We start from the raw sequence: 15,634 nt of genomic DNA on the forward strand, positions 1-15,634 counted from the left end.
CCTAAAGAGGCGCGGCTATATATTGATCTCGTGGCGGCTCTGCTCGGTGAGCTATTCGAGAGTCAGTTCCGTCGGGCCTTCGGCCGGCGGCCAATCCGGTCCAGCCCAATCGAGAGTGATTTCATTACTTTCAGATTGGACTTCGATCGGCGCAGGGGGCTGCGGTGGCCGCGGGGTCACCAATATGGCCGCCTCCCGTCCGTGCTCAATCATCTTGAACTGGAAGTCGGGCACCTGATCGAGGGCCACCGTTTCAATGATCCTTTGCCAAGCTTCCTTCGCCGTCATGGGCATGTAGCCAATCCGCGACATCGCTTCTCGCTTAGAGATGATCTGTGGTCCTCGCCGCGGATCACCACCGACGAATGTGCGCGCCCAGCCATCAAGTCGGTATTCTATTCCCGACAGAGGCGTCATGGGCAGAGGGTGCCAAAGGAAGTTCTCGTAGGCGATCTGATGCGACAGCCACTCGCATAACGTGACCCGGTAGCAGCCTCGCTTTGCTGCGATCGGCCGAGCTTCAACAAGCGGGACCTTCGGCCGAAAGTCCTCATCCCACCAGTTGTCGACGGTAATCAGGGTGTTGTTGAGGCGACTCATTGCTGCAGTCGCGCTGCCGAAGCTGTCGCCACCCAACCCCAGGTCGATACACATCGTTTCAACGCTGATTTCGGCCTGATGGTAAAGCGCGCCCTTGTCGCCTTTGAACGCAGATTGGCTGACGATATAATCGAGATAGGGCGCATCGCCGATAAGGGCGAGCGGCTCGAGGACAAACTGCGGCTCGAGCCGGAACTGCGCAGGCTTCCTCTTTTCCCAACAACGAAACCAAGTGCTCCCGATCGGCTGCACAGACAGTACAGAAGTCCGGAGGAGGCCCCTGACACGAAGGAAATCCTTCTGCGGATCGAAATCCGGGCGGCGACTAAATTCGCGCGCGCGCGGCTGGTGCTGATCCGAAGGGCGGAAGGGGTTCACTTGCCGAAAGTGGCTCGGGTCGCCAAACGGAAGATAAGGGCGGTAATCGGTCACTTCTCTTCTCCATCGGCTCGCGCGACAAGAAAAGTGAGATTGAGATGCTCATTTATATTGTTTGAATTTTCGTTCTTGAAGTTAGACGATGCGCTTGCCTGATCGTCTCCCCCCACACCACTGGATATCCAGGCACCGGGGAATGATACCTTTTTCGCTTCGGCGACCGTGAACTCGACGCACGGCCGATATTCGGTGATGTGTCCGCGGCCCTTCCCATAGCGGTGCCGGGACCAGTAGCCCCGCGACACGAGCGTGGCGCGCACGCGCTTGACATGCGGGATGGAATAGTCCGTCAGGCGAACTAGGGTCTCGACGCTTGCGAAGCAACCGCGATCGTCGCGGCAGAGGCAAAGCATAAGCTGCGAGATCTTGACCGCTGCGGGCGGCAGGAGCTCGACCGCCGTCTCCGGTTGGGACTTGGCGAACCAGCGGCCGAAGGCTGCAATGGTGTTGATCGCCTGCGCGAAGCTCTCGAAGCGGGGCTGATAGCGCAGCGTGCTGTCTCCGAAGCCACGAACGATATCACCGTCAGCCGCACGCTTGATCGTATAGCGTGCCTTTTCAAGCGCGTCCTCGAAGGCCCAAGACGTCGAGCCGCTACGCTTAGGGCGGCGCAGGTCGGCCTGAAGCTCGAACTCGCGCCACCCCAGCTCTGCGAGCTTGTGCACGTCATCAATGCCCTGCTGCCAAATGGCAAAGATGATGTCGCGAAGCAGCTTGTCGCGTCCGTCCGCAACGAGGCAATTGATCGGCTTGTTGTTCTCGCTCTCCGTCGCCACCGTCATCGTCTCGAGACGTGCCTTAAGGCGCTTCTGAAGGCGTTTGACGTTGGCAGACGTGATCAGGGCCAGCTCAGCGTGCTTGGTATCGAGAGGGCTGCGGCCGCACCAGTAATAAGGTTTACCGGTGAGGGGATGGATGCCGAAGCAAACGACATACGATCCGGCGCCAAGAATGTCGTACCCATCACCGTGGGCGGTGGCAATTTTCTCGGAGGCGCGAAAGAAGAGAGCCCGCCGCGGCCAACGACCGATCCGCACGAGTGGCTCGCCAGCAACTTCCTCGCGCACGATCGCTTCGAGGCGCGCAGCTTCGGCCTCATCTTCGACGTCGATATCGATCGCAATGACGTCGCCGCACACGATGGCCACGCCAAAATATGCGAAGCGATTCGCCTCGTGCAGCACCGCCTCACGCGAGCGATGCCGCCGCTTAGGGTCGTTCCATCCTTTGAGCGCCGCCTGCTTCCCGCCGTCCTTGATCGGCAGCAGGCCGGTGTACTCGTTATCGAGAAGGGCATCGACCACGGCGTAATACTGCGTCGGTGGATTTGGCCGATCGAGAAATCCGGTTTCAGGCGACATCGCAGCCTCCCTCATCCGACCGATCACGCTGCTCGTCCGCGCCTACCTCGATCAGCCATTGGGCTACCGACGCAGGCCGGTACATATAGTACCGACCCACCTTGAGGTGCTGCGGCCCGTTGCCGGCGCGGCGCAGGGCCGCGAGTTTTTTGGCGGTTACACCGAAAACCTGCTCCACCTCGGTAGGCGACAGCACTATTTCTCGAACCCGGAACGGGACGGGCGCGCCGGTAACGCTGGCGCAGCGCGAGAAAGCCGACCGGTTAGCCATCGATCGAACCTTCGCGAAGCAGGCTCTCGACGCTGGCGGTCGTGATGAGGGACCGCCGGCCCACCTTGCGAAGCTCGAGTTGCCCGTCCTTGACGAGCGCATAGACCGTGGTCCTCGAGATGCCCAATGCGAGGACAACCTCGTAGATCGACAGGGCTAAACGACTGTCCAGCAAACGCTGCGTGGTGGTGCGATTCTTGGCCGCATCGAGCGTGAGCTCAAAGGCCGTTTTACCAACTTCCTGCATTGAAGTTCTCCGACGTTCGGGATTGAACGTCGGGATGATGCCAGACTCCGCTTATCGCCCCTGGCTTCTTGGCTATTTCCTTATAAATCAGTGTTATAGGTTCGAGGATCCACCTTCTCCATATGATCATAGATCTCTGCGAGCAGCAGGCGAAGTTTGGCGAACGAGGGGCGATTATGCGGATCCATTTTAGCCCTGATAGAATCAGCAGCAGCACGGATGCTCACTCTGTCCGGCGTGCTACCTTTGCTTGGCGGAGCAAAATGCCACTGAGCTACGATATGCTTCGACAGTTCGTGCCAAAAGTGCCCTACCGCACTGCCGCTGACATGGGTCCGTTCTAGTAAAAGGCTACCGAGACTCCCGCGTGAGAAGCAAACGTCGCCAAAAACTGTGAGGTAGGGTCTCTCCTGCACGCCACTTAGTTCGGCGAGAAATCTAGAGTGTTCATCTATGTATTCAGTTATAATCGTGTTTTCTGTCCAGCGATAGCCATTGTCCGATATCGCCATACTGGCAATTTGTTGCCAGTCATAAAAAGGGATGAAACCCGCTTGCTTCTGAATAACTGGCGCGAAGTCACGTTCATCTGCCTCAGCATGAGACCATCCGAAGCGCACTCCGACTTCGTGACCGGTCGAATACGCTAGCAGCATCTTTGAGGCTGCTTCAAGTGAACATTCGAAGCGATCCGAGACAATATACACAGCGTCAGAGATCAAAATCCATTCTTTATCTGAGCGCATTATTATATCAGACCCCTAGTTTGCGATTTAAGTGATCCCGTAGATGGATAAATTTGGACCCCGGCCGCCGTAGTTTTTTCCAATTATTCTGGAATCGTAAAGCCTATGCAGGATTAGCTCAGAAGAGTCTTTGATCGTCAGACCTTTCGCACAGTCTCGCCGCCGTAGCACGGCCAGTCACCTGCTAAATGGTTTCCTTGTCCGGGCCGGCCAGGCGCAAAATGGTCGTGGTGCTATGTCGAACAGAGAGGGCTTGCCGAGCATTTCGGCCTCATATCGACGGCGATTTTTCTCAGGATCAATCAACCTCAGCCAGCGGCAACGCAGAAGCACCGCTCTCCAAATAGGCCGACCAGGAGTTCATTATCTCCCGCCGGCGTTCGATCGCTGTTCCCCGACGATAAGCGCGCTCTGCCTTATTGCTGATCGTGTGGGCGAGGGCCTGCTCGACAATCTCTCTAGGATAGTTGGTGGCGTCGCCAGCCCAATCCCTGAACGTGGAGCGAAATCCGTGGGTGGTGATCCCGCCATGCCCCATGCGGCGCAATAACATTGCCATCGCCATGTTGCTGCGCGCCGCCCCCGCGACGTGAAATATGAGGTCGCCCATCGCCGGCTTCGCAGGTCGCAAGTCGAGCAGTATTTTGCAGGCGCGTTCAGACAGAGGGACCACATGCTCTGCGCCAGCCTTCATTCTCGTGGCTGGCACGAGCCATAGTCTCGCATCGAGATCTACCTCGCCCCAGGTGGCGCCTAAGGCTTCGCCGCTTCGGGCCGCGGTCAGAATTACGAATTCTAAGCACCGCGCGGCCTGGGCTGGCCGCGCGCGCAGTTCTCGCATAAACGCTGGGGCTTCGCGCCAAGGCAACGCTGCATGATGCCCTCGTTGGAGCTTTGACTGGCTTGGAAGCAGGAGTTCCAAATGCCCACGCCATGCTGCTGGGTTCAGCTCATCCCTGCTTCGGAATCCGCGGGCCTTCGCCGCGTCGAGGATCTTCTCGATACGCGCTCGTAAGCGCCTCGCTGTTTCTGCCTTCGAAAGCCAGATCGGTTTCAGAACCGCCAGAACATTGTCGGTCGATATCTCGTTCACCAGACGATCGTGCAGAATTCCTGCGTGATCACGGAGGGTGCTTCGCCACTGTTGGCGATGGACTGCACTCTTCCAACCCGCCTCGACGCTAGAGATATAATCCTCAGCAAACTTGCCGAATTTTGGTGTCGCGCATTCAGTCTTCGCCTTCATCGACGTGATGACGACGCGCGGGTCTTTACCGAGGGCTGCCGCTTCGCGCATGTCCGATGCTATCTGTCGAGCCGCCGCAAGGCTCACTGATGCGAGCCCGCCCAACCCTATCTCGACACGTTTCTGCGCCGTGCCGGTCATAAAAACCCAAGACCGAGCGCCCTTTGCTGTGACCCGAAAATACAGCCCGCCACCATCTGCATGCCGGCCCGGCATTTTCAGTGCGGCGACACCGCGAGCCGTAAGCCGATTGAGGCCGCGTGACATTTAGAGCTCCCAGGGGTTGAGTTCGTAATCCGATGCCCATTTTGATGCCCACTTTGATGCCCACTTTCAACATGGCTTTGGGCGGATTTAGGCGAACGTCGGCAGACCGTTCCTATTGGAGAGAATCTATTTAAGGTACTGTTTAAAATGACATTTTTGAACGATCGTGAACATTCACGCGCGACCGCGAACAATGGAGTTCGAATCCCTCCCGCTCCGCCACTTTCTTTATAAAATCCTTTTTATTGAATAACTTGCCTGTTTTGGCGATGCAAATTTCATCGTTCCTTTTCAACAACTTGTGAAAATCGGTAAAAATCGAGTGTGGGGCTGGGGTGTGGGGCTCAGCGATAGATTTAATCTAAGTCGTTGATAGAGTTTAGATTAACGAAGTTGGATTGGCGGACTATCTGGGATTCGGACGTCGTCCGCGATTGACCGCCATTTTTCGCCTGCATATGCAGACGACCGAAAAATCATTCCGGGGTCGATTTTCAATCGTTCAACAAAGGGGCGAATAGTCACTTGTTTGCCTAGGTTGGCCGAGTGACCGCCCCGGCCTCAAATCGACCATTATTGACGATCGTTCTCCATAAGCAGGCGATCCACATCTTGGCTTCTCAGGACTACTGAGTATCGCTGGGTTGGCTGGAAAGGGAGATGCCACTCCTGGAGATCACCATTCGCATAAATGATGAAGAACAACTTCAGTCTGCGTGGTGAGAAGATGAAAATTACTTATACTATGATGGAAGCTTGACCGAATTTGCGGGCCTCGGTGCCGAGCTGGCTGCGGTTGCGATTATCCAGACGCCCGATAGCTCGATTTCTAACGCTGAGCGGACAAGGCACGCGTCGGCGCGACCCGCCAGATTGTGTTTGAAAGATCGTCGGCGACGAGCAGCGCTGCCCCGACCGGATCATATCGGACGCCGACGGGGCGGCCGCGTGCATGGCCGTCCTTGAGGAAGCCGGTGAGGATATCCCGCGGCTTTCCCGAAGGCCGCCCGTTCACGAACGGCACCCACACGACCTTGTATCCCGACAGATCCTGACGGTTCCAACTTCCATGCTCGCCGACGAACGCGCCGTTGGTGAACTGGCCGAGGCCGTCGCCGGTCACGAAGCTGAGTCCGAGAGCCGCGACATGCGATCCGAGCGCATAGTCCGGGCGGATCGCCCTTGCGACCATGTCGGGTTTTTGCGGATGAACGCGCGGGTCCGCATGCTGGCCCCAATAGCTGTAGGGCCAGCCGTAAAAGCCGCCATCACGGATCGAGCTGAGATAATCGGGCACAAGCTGCGGCCCTAGTTCATCGCGCTCGTTGGCGACGGCCCAAAGCGCGTTCGTCTGGGGCTCGATCGCAAGCGCCGTTGGGTTGCGCACGCCCGTCGCGAAGGTGCGACGAGCGCCCGTGACCCGATCGATCTCCCAGATGACGGCACGATCTTCCTCGACCGCCATGCCACGTTCGCCGACATTGCTGTTCGAGCCGATGCCCACATAAAGCTTCGTGCCGTCGGCGCTTGCGGCGAGCGCCTTTGTCCAGTGATGGTTGATCCGCGAAGGGAGCTTGGTGACCCCGATGCCCGGTGTCGTGATCCGCGTTTCGCCATCGCGATAGGGAAAGCGCAGCAGTGCATCCTGATTGGCGACGTAGATCTGGCCATCGACGAAGGCGAGGCCGTAGGGCGCGTTGAGGCCGTCGATGAAGACCGTCCGAAGCTCAGCCCTGCCGTCTCCATCGCGATCGCGGAGCAGGGTGATGCGGTTTCCGCCTTTCACGTCTGTCTTGCCGCGCGCCTTGATCAGACCTGCAATCACGTCCTTGGGGCGAAGCGCCGGCGCCGACTTGCCCGAGCCTTCCGCCACGAGGATGTCCCCGTTGGGCAGCACCAGGAGCTGGCGCGGCACCTTAAGGCCGGTCGCCAGCGCGGTGACCGTGAACCCCTCCGGCGCCTCCGGCTTCTCGTCGCCCCAGCCGATCGGGGTTGCGATCTTCATGGGCGGCAGCAGCGTCTGGCGCTGTTCCGGCAAATCGGGATTAGCTCCCTCCTGATCGATACCCGGACGGCTCCCGCCACAGGCGGTGAGGGAGAAGGCAACCGCGGTGGCGGTCATGACGATACGGAACGGCATCACAGGCTCCTCCAGCCGCTATGCGCGATCCAGCCGGCGGCAATGGCGAGGGCTGCGCTGACGATCGACAGCAGGAGGCCGGTCGTACCGACCGAACTCCAGCCATCATGGCTGTGCTGGAAAGCGTTGATCAGACCCGCGATCCACATCACCGCCAGAAGCAAGGCGTAGAGGCCAGCGCGGCCGCGCACGCGATCACGGCGCAAGCGGAAGGCTTCGATCAGCGCCCATAATAGGACGAACCCACCCATCAACAGCGCGCCCGCGTTGAGCCAGGCGGCGAAATTGGTCCATTGGATTTCGGCGCTCTGCAGATAGGCGATGTCGGCCAGAAGGGCGCCCGTGAACAAAGCTATCGGGAAGGCCAGCAGCAGTGCGTGCAGCGGATGGAGCGGCGGTCGGGCCGCTGGCGGGGTGGCGAGCAAATCCTGTCTCCGGAAAGGCGTGACCGCCATCGAATGCACAGGAACCACAGACGGTTCCTGCACAATCGAACGGTGGGCTGCGGACCTTCAAGCAATCCTGAGAGTTTGCCTTGATCACTTTCCTGCGCCCAGAGAGGTCTTGCGATATGTTGCGTTCCATTCTGATCGGTCTCGTTGCAGGCCAGCGCGCCATGACGCCTTTGGCGCTTGTCACGCAGGCGGCGCGGAAGGGTGATCTGCCGGCCGATCCGCCGGGCGGTGCCTTGCTTGCCAATCCGATCATCGGCGCGAGTGCGCACCTGTTGGCTGCAGCCGAAATGGCGGGCGACAAGATGAAGACCGCTCCCGATCGGACCGTTGCCCTCGGCCTGATTGCACGGTCGCTGACGTCGGGTTTCGCTGGCGCGGCACTTGCGCCGAAGGGCGAACGGAAGGGGGCGGCCCTGCTTGCCGTGGCGACGGCGCTAGCCTCGTCTCACGTCGGATTGGCACTGCGCCTTCGGGCGATGCAATCTTTCGGGCAGACGCCTACCGGGCTGGTCGAGGACGGCCTCGTACTGGCGGCAGGTCGTGCGATCATCGCGCGTTAGGCACACGCCGCGCCTTGTTACGATACGGCAATAATTGAACCCGATCCGCTCTGGCGGGTTGCCCCCTCCATCGAAGATGACGAAGGGGGATGGCCCGCGGGCATGGGGCGTCTGATCTGCCTTGTTCTGATTGCGGCACTCGGTGGCTGCAACGCGCATCAGTCCGCGCTGGATGTGTTCGGGGCGGATGCGCGCGCGATCCGGCAGATCGCGATCGTCCTGACCGTGGGCGCGGTCGTGATTCTGCTGGCGACGGCGATGCTCTATTGGCGCGCGGTGCGGGCGCCCGAACATAGTCTGAGCCATGAGCAGGGGATGCGTCTGGTGCTGTGGGTCGGCGCGATCGGGCCGACGCTGATCCTGACCGCGCTTCTGCTCTATGCTCTGCCGACGATGCGGCCCCGCACCGCCGCGCCGGGCGATCTCGTCATCGCGGTCGATGGCGAGCAATTCTGGTGGAGGGTCGCCTATCGTGCGCCGGGACGGCCGGCGCTCCTTTCCGCGAACGAAGTGCGTCTGCCGGTGGGTCGGACGGTGACGTTCGAACTGGGCGCCACCGACGTGGTGCACAGCTTCTGGATACCTGGGCTGGGCGGCAAGATGGACATGATCCCCGGCCGCACCAACCGTCTGATCATGCGCGCCGAAAAGGCCGGGCATTATCGCGGAGTATGCGCCGAGTTCTGCGGGCTCAGCCACGCGCTGATGGCGTTCGATGTGATCGCGATGGAGCCGGAAGCGTTCGACCGCTGGCTCGCGAGCAGCGCGGAGCCTGTTCGTCCGGAGCGCGAGGCGAGGGGACGGGCGTTGTTCGACGCCAATGGGTGCGGCGCCTGCCATGCGATCCGGGGAACGGCACATGATGCCGCCATCGGTCCCGATCTCAGCCGGTTCGGCGAGCGGCGGACCTTGGGCGCGGGCATTTTGCCGCCGACCGTCGATAATATCGCCGCCTTCCTACGGGCGCCGCAGGATGCGAAGCCGGGTGCGCGTATGCCCGCCTATCCCCAGATGTCGCCCGCCGATGCCCGCGCGATCGCGCTCTATCTGAAGGCGCTGACATGAGCCTGCACGATCAGGATGATCCCACGCTTCGGGCGGCGCAGGAGGAGCGGCTGCGCGCGGTGTGGGCGCAGCCCAAGGGGCTGTTCTTCCGCTGGACCGACACGAACAACAATCAGGTGGGCGTCTGGTACACGCTGACCGCGTTCGGCTTCATGCTCTTTGCCGGGGTGCTGGCGCTAATCATGCGCGCGCAGCTGGCGGTGCCGGACAATGATCTGGTCGAGGCGGGCACCTTCAACCAGCTGTTCACGCTGCACGGCTCGATGATGATGTTCCTGTTCGCCGTGCCGATGTTCGAAGCGGTGTCGATCATCCTGCTGCCGCAACTGCTGGGCGCACGCGACCTGCCGTTTCCGCGGCTGTCTGCCTTCGGTTACTGGTCTTTCCTGATCGGCGGCATCTTCGTGTCGGGATCGATCTTCTTCGATGCCGCGCCCGATGGCGGCTGGTTCATGTATCCGCCGTTGACCACGCGCACTGATCTGTCCGGGCTGGGCGCCGACATCTGGATGTTGGGCCTGAGCTTCATTGAGGTGTCGTCGGTCGCCGCCGCCGTCGAACTGATCGTCGGCGTGCTCAAATGCCGGCCGCCGGGGATGCGGCTCAACCTGATGCCGCTCTATGCCTGGTATATTCTGGTCGTGGCGGTGATGATCCTGTTCGCCTTCCCGCCGCTGATCGCGGGCGACATATTGTTCGAGATGGAGCGGCTGCTGAACTGGCCCTTCTTCGATGCGCGGCGCGGCGGCGATCCCTTACTGTGGCAGCACCTGTTCTGGATCTTCGGTCATCCCGAGGTTTACATCATCTTCCTGCCTTCGATCGCCTTGTTCGCGATGTTGGTGCCCACCTTCGCGCGGCGGCATCTGCTCGGCTATCCGTGGATCGTGCTGGCGGCGGTGGGGACGGCGTTCCTGTCCTTCGGCCTGTGGGTCCACCACATGTTCACCACGGGACTACCCAAGATCAGCCTCGCTTTCTTCTCGGCGGCGTCCGAGGCGGTCGCGATCCCGACCGGCGTTCAGATCTTCGTGTTCATCGCGACCTTGTGGGCGGGCCGCGTGACGTGGTCGACGCCCTTGCTCTATGCGACGGGCAGCCTCGCCATCTTCGTCATCGGCGGATTGACGGGCGTGATGGTCGCGGTGGCCCCGTTCGACTGGCAGGCGCACGACAGCTATTTCGTGGTCGCGCACCTGCATTATGTGTTGATCGGCGGCACGCTGATGCCGCTGTTCGCCGGCCTCTATTATTATTGGCCGCTGATCACGGGGAAGAAGCTGTCCGATCGGCTCGGCCGCATCGGCTTCTGGCTGATGTTCGTGGGCGCCAATATCGCCTTCTTCCCGATGCACCTGTCCGGCCTGATGGGGATGCCGCGCCGCGTGTTCACCTATCCCGCCGAGCTGGGGCTTGGCGGGCTCAACCTGGCGTCGACGATCGGCGCCTATCTGTTCGCGGCGGGCGTCGCGGTGGTCTGCGTCGATCTGTGCCTGTCACCGCGCCGGAAGAAGGCGGAGCGCAATCCTTGGAATGCCGGGACGCTCGAATGGCTCGCCCAGCCCGATGACGAAAATTGGGGCGTGCGATCGGTGCCGCTGATCGAAAGCCGCTATCCGCTGTGGGACCAGAAGGATTTCGTGAAGAAGGTCGACGAAGGCCGTTATTTCCTGCCCGATGCGGAGGAAGGGCGGCGCGAGACGATCGTGACCACGGTGCTCGATGCTCGCCCGCTCGCGGTGATCCGGCTGGGTGAGCCGAGCGTCAAGCCGATGCTGACGGCGGCGGTGCTGGGCGGGGTGTTCATCCTTACCACCTATCATCTCTATTGGGCTGCGCTGGCGTGCGGCGTGGCGACGCTCGCCTGCACGATCTGGTGGTTGTGGACCGGCACCGCGCAGATTCCGGAAAAGCCGTGCAAGCCGATCGGCCACGGTATCGAACTGCCGCTCTATCTGTCCGGTCCCTCGGCGCCCGGATGGTGGGCGATGTTCATCACGATGATGGCCGATGCGACCGCATTTTCCGGGTTGGTCTTCGGCTATTTCTTCTTCTGGACGCGGCATGAGGATTTCCCGCCGATGGCGTTGGCCGACGGGCCGGGCATCGTCTGGCCGTTGGCCGCGCTGGCGCTTGGCTTGGTGAGCTGGCTCCTGACGATCGGTGCGCGCGAGGTGCATGCGCGATCGGGCGTCGGCGCCGCCCGCCTGATGCTGCTCGTCGGGATCGCTGCCAGTCTCGCCGGCATCGGCGCGGGCCTCGCCGGCCCCTGGACGACGGGCATGGATCCGGAGGCGCACAGCTATCCGGCGATCGTGTGGACGCTGGTGATCTGGACGACCGCGCATTCGGGCGTCGCCGCAATCATGCAGGCCTATGCGCTGGCGCGCAGTCTCGCCGGGCGGATGAACCCGCAGCATGACGCCGATCTGCGCAACGTGACCGTTTACATGCACTTCTTTGCGCTGACCGCGGTGCTCACCTATGCCGTGATCGGTCTGTTCCCGGAGGTCGCATGACACGCGATCCGCGCCGCTGGCCCGAACGGCTCAAGGTCACTTTGTGGACGCTGATCGTGCCGCCGACCGTGTGGGCGGGGCACTTCCTCTTTTCCTATCTGTGGGCGGCGATCTCCTGCGCGAAGGTGGGTGAGTTCGCGACCTTCCCGACCTTGTTCGTGGTGGGGACGGTGATCGCGCTCGCGATCATCATCCTGTCGGGATGGATCGCCTGGGTTCAGGGGCGAATGCCGGGCGGAACGGTGCCGCACGAGGATTCGACCGAGATCGATCGGCTGCGCTTCCTCGCCAAATCGACCTTGCTGCTGGCTGGCCTGAGCTTCGTCGGGGTCGCGTTCACGGCGCTGCCGGTCATATTCCTGCGGAGTTGTTCGTGAAACGTGGGGCGCTGATCTGCGGTCTGGCCGCATTGCCGGTCGGCTGGATGCTTGCGGCAGGCGAGCTGGGCATGATCGGCCATATGGCGGGGCATATGATCGCGGTTGCGGTGGCCGCGCCGCTGGTCGCGTGGGGACTGTCGGGCGGGCGGATCGACTCGGCAGCGCGCTGGCCAGGGATTGTCGCGCCGATGCCGATGATGCTGGTCGAACTCGCGACGGTCTGGCTCTGGCACCTGCCCGCGCTGCGTGCGGCGGCGCATGGCTCGCCGATCGTGCTGGCGGCGGAGCAGCTTTGCTTTCTCATCGCGGGATGGCTGCTCTGGGCATCCGTTTTCCACGCGCCGCAGCGCATGGCCGGGATCGGCGCGCTGCTGCTCACCTCGATGCACATGACCCTGCTGGGTGTGCTGATCGGACTGGCGCCACGCCCGCTCTATCCGGACATGCATCATGCCGGCCTAGCGCCGCTGATCGACCAGCAACTGGGCGGCGTCGTAATGCTGCTGGTGGGAGCGGCAAGCTACTTCATTGGCGGTCTCGTTCTTCTCGCCGCGCTGTTGCGGCAAAAGGGAGGGGCGGCGGCATGACGATCCGTCTCAGTTGGAAGCGTGTGGTGCTGGTGCTCGTCGGGCTTCTCGCGGCCGGGATGCTGTTCGCCTGGTCGGGGGCGATGCAGGTTTCGGCCTCGTCGGGGCATTGGCGGATCACCGACTGGTTCCTGCATTGGGTGATGCGCAATTCGGTGCGGACCTATGCCGCATTCCAAGCGCCCGAAAAGGTTAGGGATGACACCAGCCTCGTCAGCGCCGCCGGTCATTTCCGTCAAGCTTGCCAGGTCTGTCACGGTGCGCCGGGCATCCGTCCATCGCCCGTGATGCAGGCTGCCACGCCGCCCGCGCCCGATCTTGCGCTCACGGCGCGCGAGTGGAGCGACGCGCAACTGTTCTGGATCATCCGGCACGGCGTGAAGTTCACGGCAATGCCGGCGTGGCCCGCCGCCGATCGCGAAGACGAGATCCGCCGCATGACCGCCTTCGTCCGGCGTCTGCCGGATATGACACCGACCCAGTATCGCGCTCTGATCGGAGAAGCGGGCGCGGATGAGATGGCCGGCCTGCGTCCCGGCTTGCTGGCAAGTTGCACGGGCTGTCACGGTGCCGACGGTCGCGGACGCGGTCAGGCGGATATCCCCATCCTCGGCGGGCAAAAGCCCGATTATCTCGCGAAGGCGCTGGAGGATTACGCGTCCGGCAAGCGCCAAAGCGCCGTCATGCAGGTGGCTGCAGCCGCTCTGACGACGGAGGAGATGGGGCAGCTTGCACGCCATTTCGCCGCCATGCCGGGGCTGACCGACGCGCCCCCATCCGGTCATAAGCTGCTGACGCAGGGCGGTCGATCGCGCCAGTTGCCGGCCTGCGCGAATTGCCACCGCCCGACCAAGGGGGCTCCGCTGCTATCCGGGCAACGTCCCGTCTATGTCGCAGAGCGGCTCCGTGCATGGCAGGGTGATCCAACCGTCGTCGATGCGCGTAAGTCCGCCGACACGATGGCGACGATTGCTCGCCGTATTCCGTCAGAGGAGGTCGATGACGTTGCACGGGCGATCGCGGAAGCGCCGCGCCGCAACTGATCAGGGTCGCTCGGTTGCAATGAAGCTGGCGACGCTCTCGCGCTTGCCGAAGGCGAGGGGGGCGGACCAGTCGCCGGCATCGGCGCCGGGTTGAGCAAAGTCCGCAAATGGCATCCATGCCTCATCGCGCCATTCGGCCGCATCATGCCCGGCGGCAAGGCACAGCGCCATGCCGCCCGCCACGTCCCAGATATTCGGCCGCTCGAACCACGCCATTTCGAGCAATCCGGCGGCGACAAAGGCGCATTCGATCGCGGCCGAGCCGGTCTTGCGGCCATCCCAGCCCAGCGTCGATTGCCGGCTCGCGCGCGGTTCGCCGCCCAGCCTTCGGCGGATCGACGGATTGGATCGGGTTTCGAGCGCCGCGCCGTTGAAGCGGACCGAATGCCCTACGGCCGCGTGATAGACGCCGGGTTCCAGCACATGGCTGGTGCTGCACCAGACCGCACCCACGATCGGCCGGCCACGATAAAGCACCCCAACCGAAGATGCGAACAGCGGGAAGCCGTTGATAAAGTTGGCCGTCCCGTCGATCGGATCGACCGCCCATATATAATCGTGGCCGAGACCGGGGCGGTGATCCATCTCTTCGCCCACAATATCATGATCGGGGAATTTCTCGGCCAGCCTTGCGCGGATCAGTGCCTCCACGCGGCCGTCGACCTGCGAGACGGGATCCTTGAAATGGGTCGGGTCTTCCTCGACCCCCTTATATTTCACCACCATCATCCCGCCGAGCGCCGCGCGGATTTCCGCGCCGCCCAGTTGCGCGAGTTCCACCGCCACATTCTCGATCTCGGCGAGCAGGGCATCGTCGGGTGCTGTTGCGGTCATGTGCGGACCTCCTGTGGTACGAGAATTTTCACCCAGCCGGGGCGGATGCGGACGTCGACCCGGCCCGACAGCGTCTCGTCGGGCGATCGGTCGTCGAGACGGATGTGGCGATCCTCGACGGTTAGCGACGCGGATGGCGTCCGGTGGGTGGCGATCGGGAAGGGGGCATCATCGGGGCACTCCGCCCAACGCAGTACCGCCTCTCGATCATCAGGGGTAACCAGTACGATATCGAGCAGGCCATCGCCCGGTTCTGCGCCGCGCGCGAGCGCGAGGTGCGAACCGACGAAGGAGATGTTCATCAGTTCGACCATCAGACACGCGCCCGACCAACTCCACTGATCCGCCTCGATGGTGCAGTCGAACGGCTCGGCTTCCGACAGCGCCTTGCGGAACGCGGCGCGACCGTTCCGTTCCTTTTCTTTCGCCGTATCTGGCGTATCGTCGGCCTGATCGAACGCTTCGGACAAGATGCCCGAACCCAGCGCCTCGACAAATGTCTGTCGCCCCCAGGGGCCATCGGCTTCGCATCGGTCGAGCCGTGCCCAGTGCTCCAGCGCCCAACGGCGCGGGATGTCCCGCCAGTCGCCGTCGACGCCGACCGCATTGGCGATGTTGTTCGAGCCGCCCAGGGGCAGAATGCCGATCGGCGCTTCGATGCGGGCAAGGGTCGACACGACATCGGCGACCGTCCCATCGCCGCCCGCCGCGATGATCAGATCGACCGGCGTTTCCAGCGCCTTCGCGAGATCATCCTCGCCATGCGCGCAATAGATCGGCTCGATATCGGCCTGGCGCAACACCGCCTCGATCTCGCCGCGCGGCAACGGATCGGTTCCGGCATTCTCGTTATGGACCAGCAGCGCGCGTAGCAT

At 62.3% G+C, this 15,634-nt stretch carries 16 protein-coding genes; 6 read left to right on the top strand and 10 right to left on the bottom strand.

The annotated features are described in order from the left end of the window. Positions 1-51 precede the first annotated feature (51 nt). The 8 genes from EOD43_RS03575 to EOD43_RS03610 all read right to left on the bottom strand — a co-directional run bounded on the left by EOD43_RS03575 (position 52) and on the right by EOD43_RS03610 (position 7,741). Positions 52-1,032, bottom strand: a complete 981-nt coding sequence (locus tag EOD43_RS03575) for a hypothetical protein (RefSeq protein WP_127741157.1) — start codon at positions 1,030-1,032, stop codon at positions 52-54. After that, positions 1,029-2,399 (bottom strand): bifunctional DNA primase/polymerase, encoded by a 1,371-nt coding sequence (locus tag EOD43_RS03580; RefSeq protein WP_164857073.1) that lies wholly within the window; start codon positions 2,397-2,399, stop codon positions 1,029-1,031. Before EOD43_RS03580 ends, EOD43_RS03575 begins: the two co-directional genes overlap by 4 nt. Further along, complete coding sequence (locus EOD43_RS03585) at positions 2,389-2,670, bottom strand: helix-turn-helix domain-containing protein (RefSeq protein WP_127741161.1); 282 nt, start codon at positions 2,668-2,670, stop codon at positions 2,389-2,391. Before EOD43_RS03585 ends, EOD43_RS03580 begins: the two co-directional genes overlap by 11 nt. Beyond that, on the bottom strand, positions 2,663-2,917 hold the full coding sequence (locus EOD43_RS03590; RefSeq protein WP_127741163.1) for a helix-turn-helix domain-containing protein: 255 nt from the start codon (positions 2,915-2,917) through the stop codon (positions 2,663-2,665). Before EOD43_RS03590 ends, EOD43_RS03585 begins: the two co-directional genes overlap by 8 nt. A gap of 80 nt (positions 2,918-2,997) precedes the next feature. Then, a complete protein-coding gene (locus tag EOD43_RS03595) occupies positions 2,998-3,663 on the bottom strand; it encodes a hypothetical protein (RefSeq protein ID WP_127741166.1) in 666 nt (221 codons plus the stop codon). Positions 3,664-3,961: 298 nt separating this feature from the next. Next, complete coding sequence (locus EOD43_RS03600; protein ID WP_127741168.1) at positions 3,962-5,176, bottom strand: tyrosine-type recombinase/integrase; 1,215 nt, start codon at positions 5,174-5,176, stop codon at positions 3,962-3,964. A gap of 829 nt (positions 5,177-6,005) precedes the next feature. Next, positions 6,006-7,316 (bottom strand): PQQ-dependent sugar dehydrogenase, encoded by a 1,311-nt coding sequence (locus EOD43_RS03605; protein WP_127741170.1) that lies wholly within the window; start codon positions 7,314-7,316, stop codon positions 6,006-6,008. Next, on the bottom strand, positions 7,316-7,741 hold the full coding sequence (locus tag EOD43_RS03610; protein WP_127744606.1) for a DUF2231 domain-containing protein: 426 nt from the start codon (positions 7,739-7,741) through the stop codon (positions 7,316-7,318). Before EOD43_RS03610 ends, EOD43_RS03605 begins: the two co-directional genes overlap by 1 nt. 110 nt (positions 7,742-7,851) lie before the next feature. On the opposite strand from EOD43_RS03610, the gene EOD43_RS03615 reads away from it, so the two are divergent. The 6 genes from EOD43_RS03615 (at position 7,852) to EOD43_RS03640 (ending at position 13,925) form a co-directional block, all read left to right on the top strand. Next, complete coding sequence (locus EOD43_RS03615; protein ID WP_240653064.1) at positions 7,852-8,331, top strand: DUF4126 domain-containing protein; 480 nt, start codon at positions 7,852-7,854, stop codon at positions 8,329-8,331. Between the two features lie 102 nt (positions 8,332-8,433). Then, positions 8,434-9,396 (top strand): cytochrome c oxidase subunit II, encoded by a 963-nt coding sequence (gene coxB, locus EOD43_RS03620; protein WP_127741172.1) that lies wholly within the window; start codon positions 8,434-8,436, stop codon positions 9,394-9,396. Beyond that, positions 9,393-11,915 carry a cytochrome c oxidase subunit I gene (gene ctaD, locus EOD43_RS03625; RefSeq protein WP_127741174.1) on the top strand — a complete coding sequence of 841 codons (2,523 nt, stop codon included), beginning with the start codon at positions 9,393-9,395 and terminating at the stop codon, positions 11,913-11,915. Before coxB ends, ctaD begins: the two co-directional genes overlap by 4 nt. After that, positions 11,912-12,292, top strand: coding sequence for a hypothetical protein (locus EOD43_RS03630; RefSeq protein WP_127741176.1), 381 nt, complete (start codon positions 11,912-11,914; stop codon positions 12,290-12,292). The genes ctaD and EOD43_RS03630 overlap by 4 nt, the downstream gene beginning before the upstream one ends. Then, on the top strand, positions 12,289-12,882 hold the full coding sequence (locus tag EOD43_RS03635; protein ID WP_127741178.1) for a cytochrome c oxidase assembly protein: 594 nt from the start codon (positions 12,289-12,291) through the stop codon (positions 12,880-12,882). Before EOD43_RS03630 ends, EOD43_RS03635 begins: the two co-directional genes overlap by 4 nt. Further along, the gene (locus EOD43_RS03640) at positions 12,879-13,925 is read left to right on the top strand and encodes a c-type cytochrome (protein ID WP_127741180.1); all 1,047 of its coding nucleotides are present in this window, start codon (positions 12,879-12,881) and stop codon (positions 13,923-13,925) included. The genes EOD43_RS03635 and EOD43_RS03640 overlap by 4 nt, the downstream gene beginning before the upstream one ends. On the opposite strand, the gene EOD43_RS03645 is transcribed toward EOD43_RS03640, so the two are convergent. Further along, positions 13,926-14,759 (bottom strand): inositol monophosphatase family protein, encoded by an 834-nt coding sequence (locus EOD43_RS03645; protein WP_127741182.1) that lies wholly within the window; start codon positions 14,757-14,759, stop codon positions 13,926-13,928. After that, positions 14,756-15,634 carry a diacylglycerol/lipid kinase family protein gene (locus EOD43_RS03650; RefSeq protein ID WP_127741184.1) on the bottom strand — a complete coding sequence of 293 codons (879 nt, stop codon included), beginning with the start codon at positions 15,632-15,634 and terminating at the stop codon, positions 14,756-14,758. The genes EOD43_RS03645 and EOD43_RS03650 overlap by 4 nt, the downstream gene beginning before the upstream one ends.

Origin of the sequence: Sphingomonas crocodyli, from assembly GCF_004005865.1 — a bacterium.
Lineage (GTDB): Bacteria > Pseudomonadota > Alphaproteobacteria > Sphingomonadales > Sphingomonadaceae > Rhizorhabdus > Rhizorhabdus crocodyli.